Here is a 23366-nt window from a genome sequence, read left to right on the forward strand (position 1 = left end):
TTACATTTGGTATGGAGGGAGAAACCATGTCTAAGTTCACGAAGTATTTTTTAATGGAAGCTAGTGATGTAATACCGTATGTGATGGAAAAGTTATCGATGTTTGAGGACGCACAGCGTTTGCAGTGCAAGGAAATCGGGGATGGCAATTTAAATTATGTGTTCCGTGTTTGGGATGAAGAGAAGGGAACTTCTGTTATTGTGAAGCAAGCGGGAGATACGGCGCGTATTTCTGATGAGTTTAAATTATCTACGAATCGTATTCGCATTGAGTCAGATGTGCTCCAGCTAGAGGGGAAGCTGGCACCGAGGCTCGTGCCGGATGTGTATTTGTATGATGATGTAATGAATTGCTGTGTAATGGAAGATTTATCAGATCATACGATTCTTCGAACTGCACTTATGAACCATCAAATCTTTCCTAAACTTGCAGATGATTTAACAACCTTTATGGTGAACACATTGCTATTAACATCGGATGTGGTTATGAACCATAAAGAGAAGAAAGAGCTCGTGAAAAATTATATAAATCCAGAATTATGTGAGATTACAGAAGATCTTGTGTACTCTGAGCCGTTTACAGATCATAACAAAAGAAATGAGTTGTTTTCTTTAAATGAAGGCTGGATTCGAGAGCATATATATAGTGATGAAGAACTTCGCATGGAAGTGGCAAAACTGAAATTTGCATTTATGACAAATGCACAGGCGTTATTGCATGGAGATTTGCATACTGGGTCTGTATTTGTAAGAACAGATTCTACAAAGGTAATTGATCCAGAATTTGCGTTTTATGGACCGATGGGATATGACATTGGGAACGTTGTGGCAAACTTAATATTTGCATGGGCAAATGCAGATGCAACAATAGGTTCTGGTGTGGAAAAGGATACATATATGAACTGGTTGGAATGTACGATTACAGATATAATTGATCTATTCTCGGCGAAGTTCTTAGAAGCTTGGAAGGTGCATGCTACAGACATTATGGCGAAAGAAGAGGGATTTGATCGTTGGTATTTACAGTCTGTGTTAGAAGATACAGCAGCTGTTACTGGTCTTGAATTAATTCGCCGTATTGTTGGCTTAGCAAAGGTGAAGGATATCACATCTATTGCAGATGAAGAAGCGCGTGCTAGAGCGGAACGTATTTGTTTACAAGCTGCGAAATTGTTTATTTTACAAGCAAGTACGCACAAAACAGGCAATGATTTTTTACAAACGTTAAAAACACAAGCATTATCACTTAGCACAAAGTAAGGAGAGAAAATCATGTCAGAGCAATTAATACCGATTCAATGGAAAAATGAAGCTTTAGTTTTATTAGACCAGACTTTATTACCAAATGAGGTTGTCTATGAATCTTTTACAACAGCAGAGAGCGTATGGGATGCGATTCAAGTGATGAAGGTACGCGGTGCACCGGCGATTGGAGTTTCAGCAGCTTACGGTGTGTATTTAGGAGTAAAAGATGTGCCGGAAGATTCCATAGAAGTGTTTATAAATGAAGTTGAAAAGGTATGTGCTTATTTAGCAACTTCAAGACCGACAGCCGTAAATCTATTTTGGGCGCTTGAGAGAATAGAGAGCGTGGCAAAAGAAAATGTTCATTTATCTATCATAGATTTGAAAAATAGATTGTTAGAAGAAGCAAAAATGATTCATAAAGAAGACGAGGAGATTAACCGTCAAATTGGTGAACATGCGCTTACGTTATTTCAAGATGGTATGGGTGTGTTAACGCATTGTAATGCAGGTGCTTTGGCAACGACGAAATACGGAACTGCGACAGCGCCGATGTATTTAGCAAAGGAAAAAGGCTGGGATTTAAAAATTTATTCTGATGAAACGCGTCCAAGATTACAAGGGTCTACGCTGACTGCGTTAGAGCTGCAGCGAGCAGGTATCGATGTAACAGTCATTACTGATAATATGGCAGCGATGGTAATGTCACAAGGGAAAATTGATGCAGTAATTGTAGGGTGTGACCGTGTGGCAGCAAACGGTGATGTAGCGAATAAGATTGGAACATTGGGTGTCTCCATTTTAGCAAAGTATTATAACATTCCATTTTATGTAGCAGCACCGACGCCAACAATTGATTTGAAAACACCGACAGGAAAAGAAATTCCAATCGAAGAGCGCGATGCTTCTGAAGTTATTAACCGCTTTGGGCAATATTCAGCACCGCAAAATAGTAAGGTATATAACCCTGCATTTGATGTAACGCCGCACGAGAATGTTACAGCAATCATTACAGAGAAGGGTATTGTACGTCCACCGTTTGCGGAGAATTTAAAAAAGTTATTTCAGTCATAATGAATTTTGCATATTAGACATATAAGAAAATACAAAAAAGAGGATCGATTATCATGTCTAATTCACCGGTAGATAGAAGAAATAAAATTATTGAGATGCTCGAGAAGACGGAGTATGCAGATGTTTCGTATTTAAGTGATGCATTTCAAGTGTCATTAATGACGATACGCCGAGATTTAGAGCGGCTTGAAAAAGACGGTAAGGTCATTCGGGTCTACGGTGGTGTAAAGCTGAAAACGAAACGTGTATACGAAGCTTCCATGGAAGAGCGGTTAAAGAGTAATAAGCGAGAAAAGATGGCAATTGCGAAAGAAGCAGCAAAGCTCATTGAAGATGGCGATGTAATAGCCTTTGATGCAAGTACAACGGCGCTTGAAGTAAGTAAGTTCATTAAAAATCGAAAAAACCTTACAGTTGTAACAAATAATTTGAGCATTGCAATCGAACTGGCAGATGCACCTCATATTGTAGTGGTTTTGCTTGGTGGTTTTTTAAGAGGAAAATCATTGTCTATCATGGGATCATCCTTACAGCAATACATGCAATCAATTTATATTGATAAAGCTTTTATTTCAAGTAAAGGGTTAAGCTTCCATGAAGGTTTAACAGATACCGCAATAGATGAAGGGGAAGCGAAGCAGGCGATGCTGAATAAGGCAAGTAAAATCATTGTTCTAGTGGATCATACGAAGCTTGGAAAGGTCGCTTTCTTTGAAGTGTGTGATAAACAGCGTATTACAAAAATTATTACAGATGAACTCATACCACTTACACCGATGCAGCAAGAATGCATTACAAGCTATAAAGAATATGGAATACCGGTCATTATAGCAAACTAGCTGTAACAAGGTTCCTACTAGGGAGGATGTATATGTTACTACAAAAAGAGAGAGAAGAAATTGTAGAGTATGGAAAGAAATTAATTACAAGCGGGCTAACAAAGGGGACAGGCGGTAATATTAGTATTTTTGACCGTGAACAAGGTCTAGTTGCGATGAGTCCAAGCGGATTAGATTATTTTGAGACAACACCTGAAGATGTGGTTGTACTGAATTTGGATGGGGAGGTTGTTGATGGAACAAGAAGACCATCTAGTGAACTCGATATGCATCTCATTTATTATCAAAAAAGAGAAGACTTGAATGCACTTGTGCATACACATTCTCCTTATGCAAAGACAATCGCATCATTAGGTTGGGAGCTTCCAGCTGTTTCTTATTTAGTAGCTTTTGCGGGTCCAAATGTGCGCTGTGCACCGTATGCAACATTTGGTACGAAAGAATTAGCAGAAGCAGCTTATGAAGGAATGATAGATCGCCGCGCTGTTTTACTTGCGAATCACGGACTTATTGCAGGGGGACATAATATTAAAATGGCGTTTACAGTCGCAGAAGAGATAGAATTTTGCGCGCAAATTTACTATCAAACGAAATGCATTGGAGAACCGAAGCTATTACCAGAAGAAGAATTAGCTGTATTAGCGAAGAAGTTTGAGACGTACGGTCAAAAGTAAATACAATTCGGTCATAATAAAAGATTAGAGATTGGTTTCTCTAATCTTTTGTTTATATAGAATACAATTGCGTTGTCAGCTCCAAAATCTATGTTGTATGTGATAAAGTTTATATAGTTGAAATTTTGTATTTCATACAGAGAGGAATGAATATATTGTATTTAACAATAAAAGAAGCAGCTGAATTTTTAAGTATGCCAGAATCATATATTGAAAGCTTAATCCAACAAAAACGCATTCGTGCTGTCCATGATGGAGAACAGTACTTGCTGAATAAAGAGCAATTTAATACGCACTTAGAACAAATGGAGAAATATAAAAAGCTAGTAGAAGAAATATTAAATGAGCCAATTCCTGAAGATATAGATGTGAAAGACGAGGACTAGGATATGATTCTTAGTCTTTTTCTATTTTATTTTTAAAATAAGATTGTATATCATACGCATACCACTATAATAAAATATCGGGGCTTTTTATTTGAAACTATACAGACCTATAAAGGAGCTTAATGTGAATCCAAGTACAATGTTATTTCAAGAAGAGAGGAAAAGTGCAAAGTTATTTTTATGGGTGTTTAATTTTTCTTATATAATTTTGCAGGGTCCACACATAAAAACAATAAATTGTAATATAAATACAATTAAATTTATTGTTAACTTTGGTTTATCTACGCTCATGCTACTTTTATTATTACTTGGAATATATTGTGTGAAAAAAGAAATTCCGCATGCTGTGAAATATGTATATTTAATAGGATATTTATTTGGAGATACTTTCCTTAATGTGTGGATATATTGGAGAGACGCTGCTGAATTGGGAAGTGGAAACTTTGTAGAAGTTGTGTTAACTTTCTTTGTTCCTATTTTTATGAGTAAAAGGTATTTTTGGACTTTAATTATTAGTTTGATTATAAAGTACAGTGTAATTATTGTTGTATCTCAACAGCCAAAGGCTTTGATGACAATGATTGTTTCTGCTGTAGTATTGGGTGTTTCTTATATTTTATTAATGCGCTTTTACTCTTATATTGAGGGAATCAATAAGGTATTTAAGAAAACAAAACAAAATCAGCAGTCGGCAGTTATAGGAGAAATGGCCGCAACTATTGGACATGAAATAAGGAATCCGTTAACATCTTTAAAAGGTTTTACACAATTGCAGAAAGAGAAGTACCCTAATGATCCAATCTATCATAATATGATTCAAGAAATTGAACGAATAAATGGTATAATCAGTGAGCTTATGATTTTAGCGAGACCGAAGTCGAAACAATATGGTACATATAACGTAAGGCAGCTATTATCAGATGTAATCAATGTGGAAGAAAGGAATATTCGAGAGAGCGAAATAAAGGTGAACTATATTTTTGATGCGAATGTGCCAAATATAGAATGTGATGCAAAACAAATAAAATATGTTTTTGTTCATATTATGAAATATGTAATGGAGACAATGGAACAAGGAAATACAATAAATATTTGCATTCAAACTATAAAAGAAAAATTTGTTGTTATATATATTGCTGATAAGGAATATGTAATAAATGAGAAAAAGGCAATCACTGTTGGAGAAGTATCTTTTACCTCAAAAGAAGATGAAATTGATCTAGGATTAATGGCTGTTTATAAAATTATGGATGAACATCAAGGCCACATTCATTTTGATTATGTAGCGAATGTTGGTATAAGGATAGAGGCTATCTTGCCAATCAAGCAATGAAGGATAGATTTGTTTGATGAATAACAATATATTCTAGGAAGAATAGTTTCGTAAATTTGTTTTTTCTTATAAAATAATAAGCGGTACATAAAATTGATGTTATGTATAAAGGAGTTTTAGCGTGGACAAAGCTCATATGCTCATAAAAGAGGAAATTAAAGCATTAAAGCTTTTTTTAAGTTTATTTTATATTATTTTTTTCTCTTATGATATCATATATTATTTTGTTTATCCGGCAATGAAAATAGATAATCGGTCAATCGGTTTTCCAAAAGGTGGATTAGGATTTGGAATGCATATTTTCATGTTTCTGTTATTGCCGATTGGAATTTACTTAATAAAAAAGAAAAATCCATATGTTGTAAAGTATATCATTTTTTTTGGATATACCTTCATTGATTTACTTAATAATATAATGATTTATCTAGATTCCAATCAAAAATTTGCAAGCGGGAATGCGGTAGAACAGTTTCTCGTTTTATTTTCGCCTCTTTTTGTGAATAAACGATATTTTTGGTTAGTTTCACTTGGTATGATTGGGAAATATGCCCTTTTGGGAATTGTCTTACATATACCAACGGTTATTATCCCAATCGTATTATGTGCGATTCTTGCAATCATATCCTTCATTTTGTTAACACGTTTCAAATCGTATGTAGGTACTATTACAAAAATATTTGAAGAGGCGCAGCAAGCTGAGAAGCTAGCAGTCGTTGGGAAAATGGCGACTACGATTGCACATGAAATTCGTAATCCATTAACAGCATTAAAAGGATTTACACAACTGCAGCGAGAAAAACATCCTGAAGATGCTGAGTATTATAACATTATGGTTCAAGAAATTGAACGCATGAATACGATTGTTAGTGAATTAATGGTTCTTGGGAAGCCCAAAAAGAGAGAATATAAATTACATAATATAAAAGATATTTTATCTTATGTGATTTATATTGTAGAACAGCCAGCTTCACAATATGGTATTACAATTTCGACAATATTTAATAAGGCATTACCTCCTATACAATGTGACGAGAAACAAATGAAACAAGTATTCCTTAACCTTATTAAAAATGCGATAGAGTCTATGCCAAATGGCGGCAATATTATTGTAGAAGCGAATTTAGTTCAGGATAATCAAATTGTAGTGAGTGTTATTGATGAAGGGTGCGGAATGGATCAAGAGAAAATAGATAAAATAGGTGAAGCTTTTTATACGACAAAAGAAAATGGAACGGGATTAGGACTAATGGTTACATATAAAATTATTGAAGAGCATCAAGGTAAAATAGTATTTGAAAGCAAGATTGGCGTTGGGACAAAGGTAAATGTTATGTTGCCGGTGGCAGAGGTAAAATAAATATATGTATAAAAAGACTCTTCTTTCAAACGATGAAAGAAGAGTTTTTTTATACATGATTATGAGTAAATAAAATGTGAAAGTATCGTTAAAGAGGGGACGCTCTGTTTTATTTAGAAAATATTTCATTTATAATAGAGGAAAATGTCGATAATTAGCGAAATGTTATGTTGGTTATAATAACTTTGTAGTTGTATATTTGAATAAGTAATATACACTTCCAAGAGTACATACAGCTTACGGGGGCAAATATGAAAAAAATGTTAATTAATCCCACTTTAGAAAGTGAAGAAAAGCAGGCTACGAAATGGTTTGTATCATTATTTTATTCGATTTTTATATTATATGATTTTTTATCTCGTTACATATTCCCAAATTATATTTTTAAAAATGGTACAGACCATACAGGTTTTATGGGAATTTGGTTTTATATTATTATGATGCTTTTATTACCATCAATGTATTATATTTTAAAAAAAAATAATGGGAAATTAATAAAATATATTTGTTTTGGTGTTTATATTCTACTAACAATTATAGAGGATTTAGGAAGTTATCTGATGTATCCCAGACCATATGCAAGTGGAAATGTAGTAGAAGTATTTGCTGTTTTATTTACACCCATTTTCGTAAATACTCATTTTTTCTGGTTTGTTTTTTTAGCAGTAATAGGTAAATATGTTTTACTTGGATTAGTATTAAAATCAGTTACCGTTATATTAGCCGTTATATCTGTGTTATTTTTAGCTATTATTGCTTATATATTATTGAAACAGTTTGAGCGTTATGTAAGAGTGTTGAAAATTTCATATGATAGACAATTAGAGTCGTTAGTAAAAGGAGTTATTGCAACGTTAGAGCTAAAGGATCCGTATACGAGGGGGCATAGTGAACGAGTAGCTGCTTATGCGCTTATACTTGCAAAGGATACTGAGAAATTCACATCTGATGAGCTGAAAGAATTTTATTATGCTTGCTTGCTTCACGATATCGGGAAAATACATATTCCAGATCATATTTTAACAAAACCTTCTCGTCTTACAAATGAGGAGTTTGAAATCATTAAAACACATCCAACTGTTGGAGCGGATGCCGTGAAAGAAGTTGAAGGCTTACAACGAGGAATTAGTGTGATTCGTTCTCATCATGAGCGTTGGGATGGAAAAGGTTATCCAGATCAATTGAAAGAAACTGAAATTTCATTATTAGCACGTATTACGGCAGTTGCAGATGCATTTGATGCAATGACATCTTCGAGATCTTACCGAGCGGCACTCCCGTTAGAGGAAGCGTATAAACGAATTGTTGAGGGAAAAGGAACCCAGTTTGATCCGGATTTAATAGACTTGTTTAAAAAAGTGTATCCAGCATGGAAAGAAACACATCAAAAGCTATCTTGTAAGAAAGATATGAAAATTTTTCATGAAAAGGAGGTGAAAGTATGAAAATTCGCAAGTTAAAAAAAGTGAAGTTGACAGGATGCTGGTGGTGTAGTTGGCCATGGTGGGAATAAAAAGGATGCTTCGCATCCTTTTTTATTTATTTCAGCTGTTGTAGAAAAAGGTGAATACTATGAAACTAACATATGAATCGACATTAATATTACATAATATAGAAGTCCGTCAAGATCAAAAAAACTACATTGTTGAAGATACAACAACCAGTGAATTTTATGAAATGCCTTCTATTTGTATTGATGCAATTACTATGATTCAAAAGGGATTCAGTTTAAGAGAAGCAGAAGGGAAATTACAAGAACAGTATCCTGAAGAAGATGTGGATATGCTAGATTTTGCACAGCAATTGCTAGAATTAGAACTCGTTCAAGCGGTAGATGGCGAGGAAATGGTTTGTAAGAAAGAGAAGGAGAAATTAGGATTTTCATGGATTTCTCCCAAAATTGGCCGCTTCTTTTTTAATCAAAAGACAATGCTCCTCTATATGATTCTTTTTTTAGTGAATATCGCCCTTTTTATTGTGAATCCATCTTTATTGCCAAACTATAAAGATTTGTTCGTGTTTGATGTGATGACGTTTAATATTTTAGTTTGGGCTTTTGTTACATTTTTTTTTGTGTTTATTCATGAAATGGGGCATGTGCTTGCGATTCGGGCACACGATTTTCCAACAAAGGTTGAATTTGGACATCGTTTGTTTTTCGTTGTACTTGAGACAGATATGTCACCTGTTTGGAAGTTGCCTGCTAAAGAGAGAAACATTCTGTATTTAGCGGGAATGAGTTTTGATACAGTTATTTTATTTATTGCTTTAATCATTCAACTTCTTTTTCCAATCCATTCACAAGTATTGTCAGGGATTCTTGCGATTATTGTGTTTGATACTACTTTACGTATGGTATATCAATGCTGTATATATATGAAAACAGATTTGTATTATGTGTTTGAAAATATGACGGCTTGTTATAATGTAATGGAGAATGGAAAGCGTTATATAAAAGGTTTGTTTGTTCAAAAATTCCGTGTAAACAATAGAGAATTGTTTCATGGTGAAGAGAAGGTTGTTCGTTTTTATGGCCTTTTTTATGTGATTGGCGTTACTGTAACAATTACATTAGCAATTATGTTTTATATTCCGCAATCGGTGTATATGATGAGGCAAACGATTCCTAACTTGCAAAAACCAATATCGAATTTATATTTTTGGGATGCGGCGCTCATTATGCTGCAAACTGTAGTTATGTTTAGCCTTCTTCTGTATTCTTGGAGAAAAAAATATAGAAAAGAATAATGAGAGATGAAGAGGAACTGTTATGAGTTTCTCTTTTTTGGCTTGTAGATGGGTATTCACCTATTCTTTCCTGTTTGCATATTGTAGCTTATGTAGTGAAACTGCTTACAAAGGAGTGAAAGGCAGTGACAGGAAATATAAAAAATTATTATGCTGGCGGTAATACAGCGAGGGGATTTTACAGTTTATATGAAGAGAACTTAACCGGGTTAGACCGGTTGTTTATCTTAAAAGGTGGACCTGGAACGGGAAAATCTTCACTTATGAAAGCGATTGGTCGTGAGTGGGTGAAGAAAGGATATGATATTGAACTTTTACATTGTTCGTCTGACAATAACTCGATTGATGGTGTGATTATTCCGTCATTAAAAGTTGGAATTGTTGATGGAACAGCACCGCATGTTATCGAGCCGAAAGCACCAGGTGTTGTAGAAGAGTATATAAACTTAGGAATAGCTTGGGATTCTATTCAGCTTAGGGCACATAAAGATGAAATTATGCGTTATACATCAGAAGCGAGTAAGGCGTTTCAGTCCGCTTATGCGTGTTTTAAGATGGCGTTAGAGATTCATGATGAGTGGGAGAAGTTTTATATTGATCATATTGATTTTGAAAAAGCAAATGAGCTGACAGAACAACTCATACAGCGATTTTTTACTGATAAAGCGTGTACGAAACATGCAAATGTAAAGCATCGTTTTTTAGGAGCTGCAACGCCAAAAGGAGCAGTTGATTTTGTTCCAAATTTAACGGAAGATGTACCAAAACGCTATTTTATAAAGGGACGTCCTGGTTCTGGAAAATCGACGATGTTAAAGAAATTAGCAGCTGCAGCTGAGGAGAAGGGCTTCGATGTTGAAATATATCATTGCGGCTTTGATCCGAATAGCCTTGATATGGTCATTGTAAGAGAACTTGGCTTTGCAATTTTTGATAGTACGGCGCCTCATGAATATTTTCCAACACGTGAGAGTGATGAAATTATTGATATGTATGAGCTTATTATTGCACCGGGAACAGATGAAAAATATGCAGTAGAAATTCAAGATGTATCAAGGCGCTATAGAGAAAAAATGAATGAAGCGATGTCTTATTTAGCGAAGGCAAAATTTGTACGTGACAAGCTAGAGAAGATTTATATTGAAACGATGGACTTTGAAAAGGTGGATGCCTTTAAAGATGAAATTCAAGCTGAGTTTGAGCGGATTGCAGAGAAAATATCACAAGAGCAAAAATAACACCTTGGTTTCCAAGGTGTTATTTTTTGATATTGAAGAAGCCCAAAACGTTAATTTATCTACAATGTATAAAACTGTATAAACGATAAAACATGAATAAACACCAATCCCTTGAACCGTAAGGGATTAGTGTTTTTGCTCACTTCATATAGATTAGCTAGTATACAACAGGTATAAAATTTAATAAGGCATCTTTTAATATCAAAAGTGAAATCACTAATTTTTTATCGCGAACTAAGATTTACAACTGAGTCTATAATTTGGTCCCAGTCTTCACTATGAATCTCATGACCTGATCCATCAAGAGTCACTAATTCAGCATGGGGAATAGCTTTCGCAAGAGCAAGTCCATGCTCGTAGGGGAGAGCTGGATCTTCTGTGCCATGAATAATGAGGACAGGTACGCTAATCTCACCCATTCTATCGTAATACTCGCCTCCGCCTTGCAGCATGGCATGATTGAATCTGCTCGGCAGCTGTTTAGCGCGGGCAGCCTCTCTTTCCGCCAGTTTATATATTCTTACCTCCTCGTAAGGTTTGGAACCACATAAAGTTTTCCATCCACCCGCCAGATAGGAAATGACCGCCTCCCGATTTGACCAATCTATGGAAGTACTCTTCGCATGGTAATCCAGTATGCTTTGGTCCATTGGAGGCAGTTTTTCCATCTCAGTCCCGAATATACTTGATGCAATTAGGGTAAGCGTAACTATGCGTTCTGGATATCTCAGGGCAAGAATCTGACCGATCAAACCGCCCAGGGACATTCCAACGATATGGGCCCGCTCTATGGAATAAGCATCCAGGACTCCAACCGCATCGTCAGCCATGTCCGTTATTGTATAGTTAGAAGTACCAGGTTCATAAGTGACGGATCGCCCCAAATCACGATGATCGTACCGAATGACAAATCTCCCCTGATCAGCAAGGCGGAGGCAGAAGTCCTCATCCCACCAGTCTAATGAAGACATCGCTCCCATGATTAAAAGCACAGTAGGATCCTTAGGATCTCCAAAACTTTCTGTACATATATCTACTTTATTTACTTTCAGTATCTGTTCACTCATGTTTTTACCTCCTTTTAAATGTTAAATGGTTTGGAAATTATAACCATACTTATTTCTGTTAATATAGGAATATTTCCTCCATACTAAAGTTTTCTTTCCCTCTTTTATTTCTTATGCTGCTATGTACACTATTCCTTTTGATTCTGGGTATTTGAAAATGAATGTTTAATGGTTAGTACGTATAAAACTATTACATCGTGGAAACAATCTTCATCTACTAATATGATTGATAAAACAATCTCTAAAAACGTAAGTTATGTTATTCCATTAAAGGACGCAATTCTGTAGCAAGAATTGTACTCAATCTTTATGTATTGGGACTATGTTGAATAAGAGCTGAAAAGCTGGATTAGGTTCGCATTTATGGAATGGAAGTATGAAAAATTGTAAAAACTTTTGTTAAGGATCATAGTACATAAAACGAATAGCTTCCGAACATACTAATAAAATGTTTTGGAGGTGGATTTTATGGATAAAAAAGACTTTCAAAAAATTTATAATGAATACTTACAACAAGGGGAAGACCAAGCTCGATTGGAAGTAGTTGAGGAAGTCGATTCAGGAGTAGAACAAATTGTTGCAGTTCGTAAAAATGATGAGGATGGCATTATTGCTTTTAAAACAAGTAGTGGAAGAGAATTAGATTATATTACTGCTCTTGCTGAAGCAAAATCAGGGAAGTTAGCTCATGTGGACGTATTTCATAAGTATGGCAGGGATATTATACGTAGTGAACCTGATGGTATTAAAGAAAATAACTTAAATAACTTACCTTCTTTTTAAACGGGTAAATCTCAAGAAGAGAATGTTAATTTGGATATTCTCTTCTTTACTTTACTAATTTACTGTGATCTTCGTAAATTTGGTGTAAGAAAAACATCAGTTATTCCATTATAGGGTGCGATTGTGGAACAACATAGGTAGAAATGATCAAATTTTTTTATAAAAACTAAACTTAAATTTGCTGGAGAAGAATCCATTTTGATCAATCTTTTTTCAAAATGGATTCTTTTTATTTATCGTAAAACTTGGAATTGTGAGGTATTTTTGATCAAACTTTATTTCAAAGCTACAGTAGTTGATAAATAGAGAATCTTCTTCATTAATATTTCATTTTAAAAGAAAACATCACATATATAGAAAACTTGTATATGTATGTTATCGCAGATGCCATACTAAAGGCAGGTGTTTTGGATTCGGTGTCGAATTTCCGAGGAAATGATAGAAAAATGAGAGTGATAAATATGAGAGAAAAAATCCAATTAGAGCTACAGCGAATTGAAAGAGAAAACGATGTAAAGATTCTCTTCGCTGTTGAATCCGGAAGCAGGGCGTGGGGTTTCCCGTCGAAGGATAGTGATTATGATGTCCGTTTTGTATATGTACATCGAATAGACTGGTACTTATCAATTGAACAAAAGCGGGATGTTATTGAGTACCCGATTAGCGATGCCCTTGATATAAGTGGCTGGGAACTCCGTAAAGCATTACAGCTATTTTCTAAATCGAATCCAGCTTTGTTAGAGTGGATTCTTTCGCCAATTGTATACGCTAAGACATCAAATCTTCCGGAGCGTTTGCAGGAAATGAGTAGTCATTTTGATCTAAAAGCAACGATATATCATTATTTACATATGGCATCTAAAAACTATCGCACGTTTTTGCAAGGTGAAGAAGTAAAGCTAAAGAAATACTTTTATGTATTACGTCCGATATTAGCTTGCAGATGGTTAGAAGAGAAAGGAACATTGCCGCCTGTTGAGTTTGAAAGGCTAGTGAATGGATTAGCCTTGGATGCAGACCTTTTGAAAGAAATTGAGGAACTGCTTGAGAAGAAAAAGGCAGGTATCGAGCTGGATGTAGGACCAAGAATTGCGACATTGAATGAATTTTTAGAAGGACAGATTACGTATTACGAGGAGTACGTGAAGAGTTTAGAAAAGAAGATGGCTATAGATATTGAGCAGTTGAATGTACTGTTTCGGGATATGCTACATCAAAGATGGAAAGAGCACCGATAATATTGGTGCTCTTCCTTAGTAAGGGTTGTACATGAACAGTACTACATATCTTCAATTTTCTTTAACGCTTTATCAGCCGGCCCCTCAATCACATCTCCCTGAATCGAAAACCGCGAACCATGACAAGGGCAATCCCATGTGCAATCACCACTATTCCATTCCACTTCGCAGCCTAAATGTGTGCAAGTTGTATCGACAATATGAAGCTTGCCGTCATCGTCTTTATAAGCACCAGCGCGTTTCCCATTTACGTTTACGACAGCACCTTCTCCATTTACGAGGTCTTCTGCTTTACGAAGAGCAAATTCCAGTTTTCCTTCAATTAAATGTTTTGCTACGTCGAGGTTTTGAGTGACGAACGTTTTGATATCTGGATTCGTATGGAATCGTGATGGTGCGTAAAGTTCCTTATATGGACTATCGATTTTCATGATGGACGCTTTTAGTAATAAAGCTGCCGCAGTTCCATTTGTCATCCCCCATTTACGGTAGCCTGTTGCGACGAAAATGTTAGGGTTATTTTCATTAATGTGTCCGATATAAGGAACTTTATCGAGTGTAATTAAGTCTTGCGTTGCCCATCTGTATGGAATTTCTTCTATGCCAAAGGTTTCTTCGCCAAATGCTTGCAGTGCTTCGTAATGTTTCATCATGTTAATGCCTTGTCCTGTTTTGTGGCTTTCACCACCAATTAACACCAATTTTTCATCACCCATTGTAGTGTAGCGAAGGGAGCGCTTCGGATTATCAATGTTTATATACATTCCTCCTGGATATTCCTGTTTTGTTTTTACACCGAGGACATAGGAGCGCTCTGCGTACATTCTTGCAAAGAAAAAGCTGTTTGCATCATAAAACGGAAAGTGTGAACAAGAAACGATATAACCACAAGTAATGCGGTGCCCATCTTTTGTGATAACTTGCGAATAATTTCCTTTTTCCACATCAACTGCAGTTGTGTTTTCATATATAACGCCGCCGGCTTCAATGAATTGTTCGACAAGCACCGCTAAATAGCGAAGCGGATGGAACTGCGCTTGATTCTTTATAGCAAGTGCCGCTTTTATAGGAATTGGAATCGGGATACTTTCTATGTATTCGCCAGGGATACCAAGCTTTTTGTATGCTTCTAATTCTTTCGTTAACTTGTGTAGATTGTCGGTTGAATTCGTATATAGATAAGCATCTTCTTCTGTGAAATCACATTGGATATTGTGCTGTTGTACGGTATCTTTTATAAATTGCAGCGCTTTATCGTTTGCTTCGTAATATAATCTCGCTTTCTCTTCCCCAAAATTGTTAATTAGTTCATCGTAAATAAGATCGTGCTGGGTTGTAATTTTTGCAGTTGTATGTCCAGTTGTTCCATTTAAAATATTTCCGGCATCAATTAATGCAACTTTGATTCCTTCTTTTGCAAGTAAGTACGCTGTTGTAATACCAGTGATACCTGCTCCGACAATGGCAATTTCTGTTTTTATGTTCTCAGTTAGCTTTGGAAAAGTGGGGAAGTTAGTAGAATCTCGCCAATATGGTTCTGGAAATTGTGGCATTTGTTTATGTTCCATATGAATGCACCTCTTATTCTAATGAATTTCTTTTACTTAATTTTTCCAATAACAAAAATTTCATGTGTTGAAAATAAATTATTTCAAAATAATAAATTAACAAGGATTCTATATATGATTCTTTGGTTTAAATTACTTGACAAACACAAGATAAATAGGATTAAGTATAGTTCATTCACAAAATTAAGTGTTTAGCAACGAAGTGATAAAGAATTGGTAGGGAGTGTAAGTATTGGTAAATAAGCAGTTTTTCTTTATCAACATAGAAAGTGATTATGAAAATATAACCAACTTTTATTACTAGGTCATAAAAGTTATTGACAATATAGAAAGTCTACTGATATGATTCATCTAGTGGAAAGGTTGATAAAGAGTAAAAAGAGAAATGTTTTTCAATGAATAATAATTGTAAAAGTCAGTGAGCATAATTTTCTTTGAGAAAGAAAATTTTATAATATTTATAATAATAGTATTATCAATCTGGAAACGATAATCGATGTATGTAAGGTGTGTAAGCGCGGCATGAAAAGGGGGTAAAAGAATGAAGGATCTTCATACGTTTGGATGGTATGCAGCACGTGTATCACCGCATTTGCCAAAGAAGGCATTTAAACCAGTCCCAACTCGTTTGTTTGGTGGACTGGCCTATTTACTTATTACGATAGCTGGATTTTTGACAATTGGTTTATTAGATTTGAACGTGTGGGCTAATCTTGGAATTGCAATCGTTTTAGGATTATGTTTTGCATCTATGGGATTTCTTGGACATGAAATTTTACATGGTACAGTAGTAAGAAAAGCGTGGCTGCGAGATTTTCTTGGGGCAATTGCGTTCTTACCGCTGTCAACTGGACCAAAGTTGTGGAGAAAGTGGCACAATTTGACTCACCATGTGCATACACAGCATGAGGAGCATGATCCGGATGCGTGGCCAACGATGGATAAGTTTAAGAAAAGCAAATTTTTACGCTGGGTATATCGCCTTCCGTTGCACGTTCGTTCTTTCTTTAGCTTTCTATCGTTAACATTTCAATTTACGATGCATTCGTCTCGTATGTTTTTCCTTTTTATCAAGGAATTTAAGCCGTCAACTCAAAAATCTGTATGGCTTCAGCTTCTTTTACCATGGACAGTGTGGATTAGTTTATTTTTTATTATGGGACCTTTAAAGTGGTTTTTTGCTTATGTTATTCCATTATTAATTGCAAACGCTATTGTAATGGGATATATCGCAACAAATCACCGTTTGAACCCGATTGTTCCTGTAAATGATCCACTTGCTAACTGTTTATCAGTAACGGTGCCGCGCTGGGTAGACGTATTACATTTTAATTTCTCATATCATACAGAACATCACTTGTTCCCAGGTATGAGCTCAAAATACTATCCATTAGTAAAAGAGAAAATTAAAGAAATGTGGCCAGAGCGCTATCATGAAATGCCGATGGGGAAAGCATTAGCTACGCTTTGGAATACACCGCGTGTGTACCACGAAGGTAGCGAGTTAATTGATCCGCATAAAGCGCATCTATACGGTTCCTTAGGGAATGGATTAGATCCTGCGAATATTGAATATCGCGAGGAAAGTATAGAAGAAGTAAAAAATGTAAAAAACGGCTAAAATATATTTCGGTATTAGAATCAATGATTTTTATATAATAAAGATAAAAGCACGAACTCATGAAGAGTTCGTGCTTTTTACATAGATATTTCTTCTTGTTTAGCGGGTTGTGTGTGATTCATATTTTTTCGTGCTAATCGTTTTTCAAGAAGATGAACGAAGTACGTAAATAGAAGAACGAGCGCAAGGTAATAGATGCTGACGACAATATATGTTTCAAGTTGTTGAAAGTTTGCAGCAGCTTCAGAAAGTCCAGATCCCCATAGCTCGGACATTCCTACATAGGCAACGAGAGAAGAGTCTTTTAAGCCGATAATGAACTGATTGCCTAGAGGAGGAATAGATAACCGGAATGCTTGAGGCAAAATAATACGTCGCATTGCTAATGGATATGTCATTCCTAGAGAGCGAGCTGCTTCGAGTTGGCCGCGGTCCACAGACTGAATAGAACCTCTGAAAATTTCAGTAATATAGGCACCGTTATGAATAGCAAGGGCAATAGCGCCAGCCCAAAAAGGTGATAATACAATAACAGAAGTAATTCCAAAATAGAGAATCATAATTTGTACAACTAATGGTATACCACGAATAATAGCAATGTATACATGCGCAATTCCATTTAAGAATTTGCTATTGGAAATACGAAAAAATGCAAATAACAATCCAATTAGGCATCCAAGTAATAAGGAGGTTATTGTTAATTGTAATGTCAGAACAATTGCTTTTAGGAACGTTGGATATGTAGAGATAAAAATATCAATCATTCGTCTCACCTCTATAGGGTTGATTTCAATTTTACGAATATGATAGCAATGCCCCAATGAAAGGTGCGGGGCACTACTCACATATAAAAAATCTATTTTGCTTTCTCACCTAGAATGTTACGACCAAACCACTTTTTACTGATCTTCTCATACGTACCATCTTGAATGATTTCATCTAATGCTTTATTTAATTTTTTCATTAATTCTTTATCATCTTTGCGAACAGCAATGGCCATTTCATCAAGAGATAATGGTTTACCAGCATCTTTTATATTTGATTTTCCTTCTTTCATCATGCGAAGGCCTACCATTTGATCTGTGACAACAGCATCAACTCGTCCTGGCTCTAAATCCATAAGAGCGGTAATGTCGCTATCGTATTCTGTAATTTGATCTGTCTGCTTGGCAACAAGCGTTTTGAATGTACTTGCTTTTACGACACCTACTTTTTTCCCTTTTAAATCTTCAGCGGAGGAGATGGATGTGTTATTTTTTGCAACGAAAATTTGTGCCCCAGAGCGATAATATGGATTTGTAAAATTAACTGCTTTGAGACGATCCTCTGTGATGGCCATACTTCCTAGAATTACATCATATTTTTTTGCTTGCAGACCTTGTATGAGTGTTTCCCAAGGATTTGTTACAGGAACAGCTTTCATATTCATTTTTTTAGCAAGTGCCTCACCAATTTCGACGTCAAAGCCGACAAGCTTGCCATTTTCTTTATAGTTAAATGGTTTATATAAACCGCTCATTGCATAGCGAAATTCTTTCTTTCCGTCTGCTGATGTAGTGCTACTTTCTTTACTACAGGCGCTTAATATTAAAGAAGCACATAATGTAATCATTGCTATTACTTTAAGCATCTTTCGTTTCATAAAAACCCCTCCAATGTTTATATAATGTTTCGTAAAAATTGTTTTGCGCGTTCATTTGACGGAGCGGTGAAAAACTGTTCTGGAGGTGCATCCTCTATGATTCGTCCGTTGTCCATAAAAATAATGCGATCAGCTACATCGCGAGCAAATCCCATTTCATGCGTGACGATAATCATCGTCATACCTTCTTTTGCGAGATCTTTCATAACTTGCAGTACTTCTCCGACGAGTTCAGGATCGAGAGCTGAGGTAGGTTCGTCAAATAGCATAATTTTCGGATTCATTGCGAGTGCTCTTGCGATAGCGACTCGTTGTTTTTGGCCGCCTGATAAAAGATCGGGTGTTACGTTAGCCTTATCTTGCAATCCGACTTTTCCTAACAATTCGTAAGCAATGGTTGTTGCTGTTGTTTTGTCTAACTTCTTGACGTGAATAGGAGCTTCAATGATGTTTTCTAGTGAGGTCATATGAGGGAATAAATTAAAATGTTGAAAAACCATGCCGACATCTTCGCGGACTTTGTTTAGATTTGTATGTTTTGGATGGATTTGTTCACCCTGTATCGAAATTTCTCCATCATCATACAGCTCTAAGAAATTTAAGCAGCGCAATAATGTACTTTTCCCTGAACCGCTTGCGCCAATTAAGACAACAACTTCTTTTTCTTGCACGTGTAAATTGACGTTTTTGAGCACATTTAAGGAACCGAAAGATTTTGTTAGATTTTGAACTTGTATCATGCATCCCCCTCCAATGAAATTCAGACGTATAAAAATACCTTGTTTTTGATAATTAGTCACAAATTGTCATATTCCTTCATTTTTTGTTAAAAATTTAAAGGGATTATAAAGTGAAACTTCCATCAGTGGGGGGCTTATTGCCCGTGAATAGCGGGATAAATTGTCGTATATAAAATCTGTAAACAGCTATATTTAGGTCTGTTATATAGGATCATTGATGGAAAGGAATAGAGGTGTAATTATTTACTTTAAAATTTAATTATTTATTTTAAAAATCTATATATCTTTTTATATAAAAAATATAGATAATAACATATAGAAGGTACTTATATCATTTAGATAGGGGGAAGCTTGGCATGGAAAAAGAAAAGAAGCCTTTTTCCTTTGGATTGCGTATACAGCTAGTGTTGTTTACGACGATTTTAGCACTCATTACGTATTCAACAAGTTTGGTGTTTATTTATGTTGTATATGATTATGTTCATGAATACGTAAATCAAACTATGTACAATATTATTGTGATGGTATTAGGGGTTATTTGGTCAGGGATTTTGGCATATTTTGCAGCAGATTTTCTTATTAAACCACTTCGAAAGCTAGAAGAAGCTGCCCATAAAGCGGCGAATGGGGATATTCGTGAAGATGTTTCACTTCCGAAAGCGGATGATGAGATTCGTTCTTTAAGTGTTGCTTTTAATGTGATGCTTGGAAATTTACGGACAATGGTGAAAGATATTGATACAACGTTTACATATACACACAATCAAGTACAGCAAATTCGAGAGCAAACAGGAGAGGCGACGAAACAAGCGCAAGGAGTATCAGAAACCCTCACGGAAATTTCTGTGGGAGCGGAGCATTCAGCAGCTTCTATTCAAACGATTGTTTCTACTGTGGATGCGACAATTTCCATTGCAAGTGAAGTGGAAGGAAAAGCAAAACAATCAGATCAATTATCTTCGCAAATGGTGCAGGCGCTTGGACAAAGTACACGTGTTTTTGTGTCGCTTATTGAAGGAATTCAAATGTTAGCAAAAGAAAATGAAGAGTCGATGAAAAGTGTACAAAAGTTAGAAGATTATACAAAGCAAGTAGGGCATATTGTCTCATTAGTGAGTGAGATTGCCAGCCAAACGAATTTGTTAGCCTTAAATGCATCAATTGAGGCTGCTCGTGCCGGAGAACATGGAAGAGGGTTTGCAGTCGTTGCTGAAGAAGTACGAAAATTAGCAGATGAAAGTGCAAGTTCAGCACAAAATATTTCAAAGTTATTGCATGATATGCAAAACGAAGTGAATCATGTTTCTTTGCAAATGAAAGAGCAAGTGAAAGCAGCAAAAGAAGAGGCAAAACGCGGCGAAGCAACAGAGGTTATTTTAAAAGAAATGACAGCAAGTATTATGGAAGTAGTGGATGCGATTCAAAAAATTAGTGGTTATATGAATGAACAGATGAATTATATTCATGAAACGGGTATACAAACGAAGGAAGTAGCAGCAATTGCTGAAGAAACTTCAGCAGGGGCGCAGGAAGTTGCTCGCGTAACGATGAAGCAATCTGAAAATATGATATTCATTGATCAGCTATCAAAAGATTTAGAGAAACGCGCAGTGGAATTAAAAAAGACAATTGCACAGTTTATGGTATAAGGAAGAACGATGAATCGTTCTTCCTTTTTATTTTTTTGTAAGCGGTGGAATACTTTGTGGAAAACGAAAAACATTATGAGGATTATATGCAGTCTTCATTTCTTGTGATCTTGTGGAATTTGTTCCGTAATAAGTGGTTGGCCAGTTTTTAATGTCTAAATCTGGCCAGTTTACATAGTCACCAGCTGTATAAGGGGTACTGACGGAAAAACGCGAACTTACAACGTTAAGAATTCTTCAGAATAAACCCCCAATTTATTTATGAAATTGGGGGTTTATTCACTAAGCATCTGTTAGTTCATTTCTTTTGAGAGAGAAAATAAGCTAATGTAGCAGTTAGCAAAGTTAACAATAAGGGTATTTTTACATATCCCCTCGAAAAGGTTTATTAAGAAAAAAACAACGTATGTCAAAACGTATACAATACTATTGATATGTTTAAAATTGATTTAAGTTGTATTTATGAAACACAAAAGACAAGTTTAACAGCATGTTTCAAATAGTGTACTTCTCGAGAGGCTTTCCCTAAACTTAAGTGGTTCAAGTGATACAGCTTATTAAACTTTTTCGGAACGTTGTGCAAAAACACCCAAAAGTCGAAATAATTTATTAGGAAGCTTTTTTCTCGTAAGCTGCCGGAATCGCTTTGCGGCTAAATTTATCCCAAATAAATCCCATCAAAGTCCCAATCAAAGCAGGTACAACCCAGCCAAGTCCAAACGATGAAAACGGCAGCATATCCATCAAGCTCTGCATTTGCTTCAATTGGAGACCGAATGCTTTCAAACCATCATACAAAGCAACCAATCCTGTTAACAGCATGGCACTTCCGTATACCTTTTGTGCCTTTGTGAAGAAGGAAAGTGTTATTAAGACAATGGTTAATGGATAGGCCATTACAAGGAATGGCACGGATACAGTGATAATTTCATTCAATCCTAGGTTTGCAAGAGCGAAACTTACAATAGTTACCGCAGTTACGAAAAATTTATAGCTGAATTTGGAAGAAAGCTGTGCAAAGAACTGTCCGCATGCTGTTGTTAAACCTACGCAAGTCGTAAAGCAAGCAAGTGTAAAAATAACGCCCAACAACAGTTTTCCGCCGTAACCTAAAAAAGAACTCGCAGTTGCTGACAAAATTGCAGTACCATTTTCAAATGTACCTTGCGAAGCCATTTTTGCGCCAACTAAACCGATTGCCACATATACGAAGGCCAATGCAAATCCAGCTACAAATCCAGCTTTCAGTGTGGACTGCATTAATTGCCGATTATCCTTCACGCCTCTTTGACGGAAAGTATTCAGAATGACAACGCCAAATGCGAGGGCAGCAAGAGCATCCATTGTGGAATATCCTTCAATGAACCCTTTAAAAAATGCGCCGGATTGATAGTTTTCCGCCGGTGCATGCAAAGGAGCGTCCAAATGAATAAAAGCTGTTACGCATAAAACAACAATTGCCAGAAGTAAAGCCGGTGTAATCCAGCGTCCCATGTAATCAACCAGCTTAGATGGGTTTAGGCTCACCGCATAAACAAGACCGAAAAACACAAAACTAAACAATAATAAGAGTACAGAATTATTTAAGGAACTGCCGCCTACAAAAGGCTTCAATCCCATTTCATACGCGACGTTCGCATTACGAGGGATCGCAAGGAACGGTCCGATTGATAAATATACAATTACAGTAAACACAGAACCGAAAAGGGGATGTACACGACTTCCTAACGCTTGCGCCCCGCCCTTTACAAGAGACATCGCTGCTAAAACGACAAACGGTAAACCTACACCTGTCACGATAAAACCGCTGATTGCCAGCCAAAATGAGGTTCCAGCTTTCATGCCGAGAAACGGCGGGAAAATCAAGTTGCCGGCTCCAAAAAACATTGAAAATAACATAAGTCCGATAAATACAGTCTCTTTCTTCTTCATAAAAACGACTCCTTCCAAATTTGAAAAATAAAAAAAGCCCGTCCCTATGGTTAGGGACGAGCTGACTCGCGATACCACCCTACTTCCGCAGCAAAAAGTGCACTGCGGCTCTCGATCAACGTACAATCATACGTGTTCCATGGTAACGGCGGACAATCCGGCAAAGCTTACTAGTCATTCAGCTTTGCATCTCAGAGATGATTTTCGCACAAGTCTCGCACATCAACTCTCAC

Annotated in this window: 20 protein-coding genes, 2 pseudogenes and 1 other annotated feature (1 of these 23 cut by a window edge); of the genes and pseudogenes, 15 read left to right on the plus strand and 7 right to left on the minus strand. The window is 36.1% G+C overall.

The genetic code is table 11. The annotated features are described in order from the left end of the window. The first annotated feature begins 26 nt into the window (after positions 1-26). The 10 genes from mtnK (at position 27) to ACFQZ1_RS02715 (ending at position 10893) form a co-directional block, all read left to right on the plus strand. A complete protein-coding gene (mtnK, locus tag ACFQZ1_RS02670; RefSeq protein WP_377880558.1) occupies positions 27-1259 on the plus strand; it encodes an S-methyl-5-thioribose kinase in 1233 nt (410 codons plus the stop codon). A 12-nt stretch (positions 1260-1271) separates the two neighbouring features. Next, entirely contained in the window at positions 1272-2318 is a 1047-nt protein-coding gene (gene mtnA / locus ACFQZ1_RS02675; RefSeq protein ID WP_377880559.1) for an S-methyl-5-thioribose-1-phosphate isomerase, read from the plus strand. Positions 2319-2371: 53 nt separating this feature from the next. After that, positions 2372-3157 (plus strand): DeoR/GlpR family DNA-binding transcription regulator, encoded by a 786-nt coding sequence (locus tag ACFQZ1_RS02680; RefSeq protein WP_377880560.1) that lies wholly within the window; start codon positions 2372-2374, stop codon positions 3155-3157. 32 nt (positions 3158-3189) lie between these two features. Next, complete coding sequence (locus tag ACFQZ1_RS02685) at positions 3190-3831, plus strand: L-fuculose-phosphate aldolase (protein WP_377880561.1); 642 nt, start codon at positions 3190-3192, stop codon at positions 3829-3831. 146 nt (positions 3832-3977) lie between these two features. Next, complete coding sequence (locus tag ACFQZ1_RS02690; RefSeq protein ID WP_377880562.1) at positions 3978-4217, plus strand: excisionase family DNA-binding protein; 240 nt, start codon at positions 3978-3980, stop codon at positions 4215-4217. A gap of 139 nt (positions 4218-4356) precedes the next feature. Continuing rightward, positions 4357-5550 (plus strand): histidine kinase dimerization/phospho-acceptor domain-containing protein, encoded by a 1194-nt coding sequence (locus tag ACFQZ1_RS02695; protein WP_377880626.1) that lies wholly within the window; start codon positions 4357-4359, stop codon positions 5548-5550. 121 nt (positions 5551-5671) lie between these two features. Beyond that, entirely contained in the window at positions 5672-6907 is a 1236-nt protein-coding gene (locus tag ACFQZ1_RS02700; protein WP_377880563.1) for an ATP-binding protein, read from the plus strand. 251 nt (positions 6908-7158) lie between these two features. After that, positions 7159-8352 carry an HD-GYP domain-containing protein gene (locus ACFQZ1_RS02705; RefSeq protein ID WP_377880564.1) on the plus strand — a complete coding sequence of 398 codons (1194 nt, stop codon included), beginning with the start codon at positions 7159-7161 and terminating at the stop codon, positions 8350-8352. 127 nt (positions 8353-8479) lie between these two features. Next, on the plus strand, positions 8480-9655 hold the full coding sequence (locus ACFQZ1_RS02710; protein ID WP_377880565.1) for a hypothetical protein: 1176 nt from the start codon (positions 8480-8482) through the stop codon (positions 9653-9655). A gap of 125 nt (positions 9656-9780) precedes the next feature. Then, positions 9781-10893 (plus strand): PRK06851 family protein, encoded by a 1113-nt coding sequence (locus ACFQZ1_RS02715; protein WP_377880566.1) that lies wholly within the window; start codon positions 9781-9783, stop codon positions 10891-10893. 224 nt (positions 10894-11117) lie between these two features. On the opposite strand, the gene mleCBF is transcribed toward ACFQZ1_RS02715, so the two are convergent. Then, the gene (gene mleCBF, locus ACFQZ1_RS02720) at positions 11118-11960 is read right to left on the minus strand and encodes a CBF family alpha/beta fold macrolide esterase (protein ID WP_377880567.1); all 843 of its coding nucleotides are present in this window, start codon (positions 11958-11960) and stop codon (positions 11118-11120) included. A gap of 468 nt (positions 11961-12428) precedes the next feature. On the opposite strand from mleCBF, the gene ACFQZ1_RS02725 reads away from it, so the two are divergent. Together ACFQZ1_RS02725 and ACFQZ1_RS02730 are read left to right on the plus strand one after the other, a co-directional pair. Then, on the plus strand, positions 12429-12743 hold the full coding sequence (locus ACFQZ1_RS02725; RefSeq protein ID WP_377880568.1) for a DUF3892 domain-containing protein: 315 nt from the start codon (positions 12429-12431) through the stop codon (positions 12741-12743). Positions 12744-13204: 461 nt separating this feature from the next. Further along, positions 13205-13981 carry a nucleotidyltransferase domain-containing protein gene (locus ACFQZ1_RS02730; protein WP_377880569.1) on the plus strand — a complete coding sequence of 259 codons (777 nt, stop codon included), beginning with the start codon at positions 13205-13207 and terminating at the stop codon, positions 13979-13981. Positions 13982-14022: 41 nt separating this feature from the next. On the opposite strand, the gene ACFQZ1_RS02735 is transcribed toward ACFQZ1_RS02730, so the two are convergent. Beyond that, positions 14023-15549, minus strand: a complete 1527-nt coding sequence (locus tag ACFQZ1_RS02735) for an FAD-dependent oxidoreductase (RefSeq protein ID WP_377880570.1) — start codon at positions 15547-15549, stop codon at positions 14023-14025. Between the two features lie 541 nt (positions 15550-16090). On the opposite strand from ACFQZ1_RS02735, the gene desB reads away from it, so the two are divergent. Continuing rightward, positions 16091-17170: a Delta(10) desaturase DesB gene (gene desB, locus ACFQZ1_RS02740; protein WP_377880571.1), complete on the plus strand. Its 1080-nt coding sequence runs from the start codon at positions 16091-16093 to the stop codon at positions 17168-17170. Between the two features lie 77 nt (positions 17171-17247). Here desB and ACFQZ1_RS02745 read toward each other — a convergent pair whose 3' ends face one another. The 3 genes from ACFQZ1_RS02745 to ACFQZ1_RS02755 all read right to left on the minus strand — a co-directional run bounded on the left by ACFQZ1_RS02745 (position 17248) and on the right by ACFQZ1_RS02755 (position 19552). Then, on the minus strand, positions 17248-17934 hold the full coding sequence (locus tag ACFQZ1_RS02745) for an amino acid ABC transporter permease (RefSeq protein WP_377880572.1): 687 nt from the start codon (positions 17932-17934) through the stop codon (positions 17248-17250). Positions 17935-18026: 92 nt separating this feature from the next. Beyond that, entirely contained in the window at positions 18027-18812 is a 786-nt protein-coding gene (locus ACFQZ1_RS02750) for an ABC transporter substrate-binding protein (RefSeq protein ID WP_377880573.1), read from the minus strand. Between the two features lie 17 nt (positions 18813-18829). Next, a complete protein-coding gene (locus tag ACFQZ1_RS02755) occupies positions 18830-19552 on the minus strand; it encodes an amino acid ABC transporter ATP-binding protein (protein ID WP_377880574.1) in 723 nt (240 codons plus the stop codon). A 521-nt stretch (positions 19553-20073) separates the two neighbouring features. On the opposite strand from ACFQZ1_RS02755, the pseudogene ACFQZ1_RS26670 reads away from it, so the two are divergent. Continuing rightward, positions 20074-20259 (plus strand): annotated as a pseudogene (locus ACFQZ1_RS26670) (HAMP domain-containing protein); the annotation flags it as partial. Between the two features lie 15 nt (positions 20260-20274). Further along, positions 20275-21201, plus strand: coding sequence for a methyl-accepting chemotaxis protein (locus tag ACFQZ1_RS02760; RefSeq protein WP_445291723.1), 927 nt, complete (start codon positions 20275-20277; stop codon positions 21199-21201). Positions 21202-21228: 27 nt separating this feature from the next. Here the strand turns inward: ACFQZ1_RS02760 and ACFQZ1_RS02765 are convergent. Both ACFQZ1_RS02765 and brnQ read right to left on the minus strand, forming a co-directional pair. Then, positions 21229-21396: pseudogene (locus ACFQZ1_RS02765) on the minus strand (BBE domain-containing protein); the annotation flags it as partial. A gap of 414 nt (positions 21397-21810) precedes the next feature. After that, on the minus strand, positions 21811-23133 hold the full coding sequence (gene brnQ / locus ACFQZ1_RS02770; RefSeq protein WP_377880576.1) for a branched-chain amino acid transport system II carrier protein: 1323 nt from the start codon (positions 23131-23133) through the stop codon (positions 21811-21813). Positions 23134-23182: 49 nt separating this feature from the next. Continuing rightward, positions 23183-23366 (minus strand) — a binding site (T-box leader); it runs 60 nt beyond the window's last position.

Source organism: Bacillus sp. CGMCC 1.60114, from assembly GCF_042676365.1.
In the GTDB taxonomy this organism is placed as follows: Bacteria; Bacillota; Bacilli; order Bacillales; family Bacillaceae_G; genus Bacillus_A; species Bacillus_A rhizoplanae_A.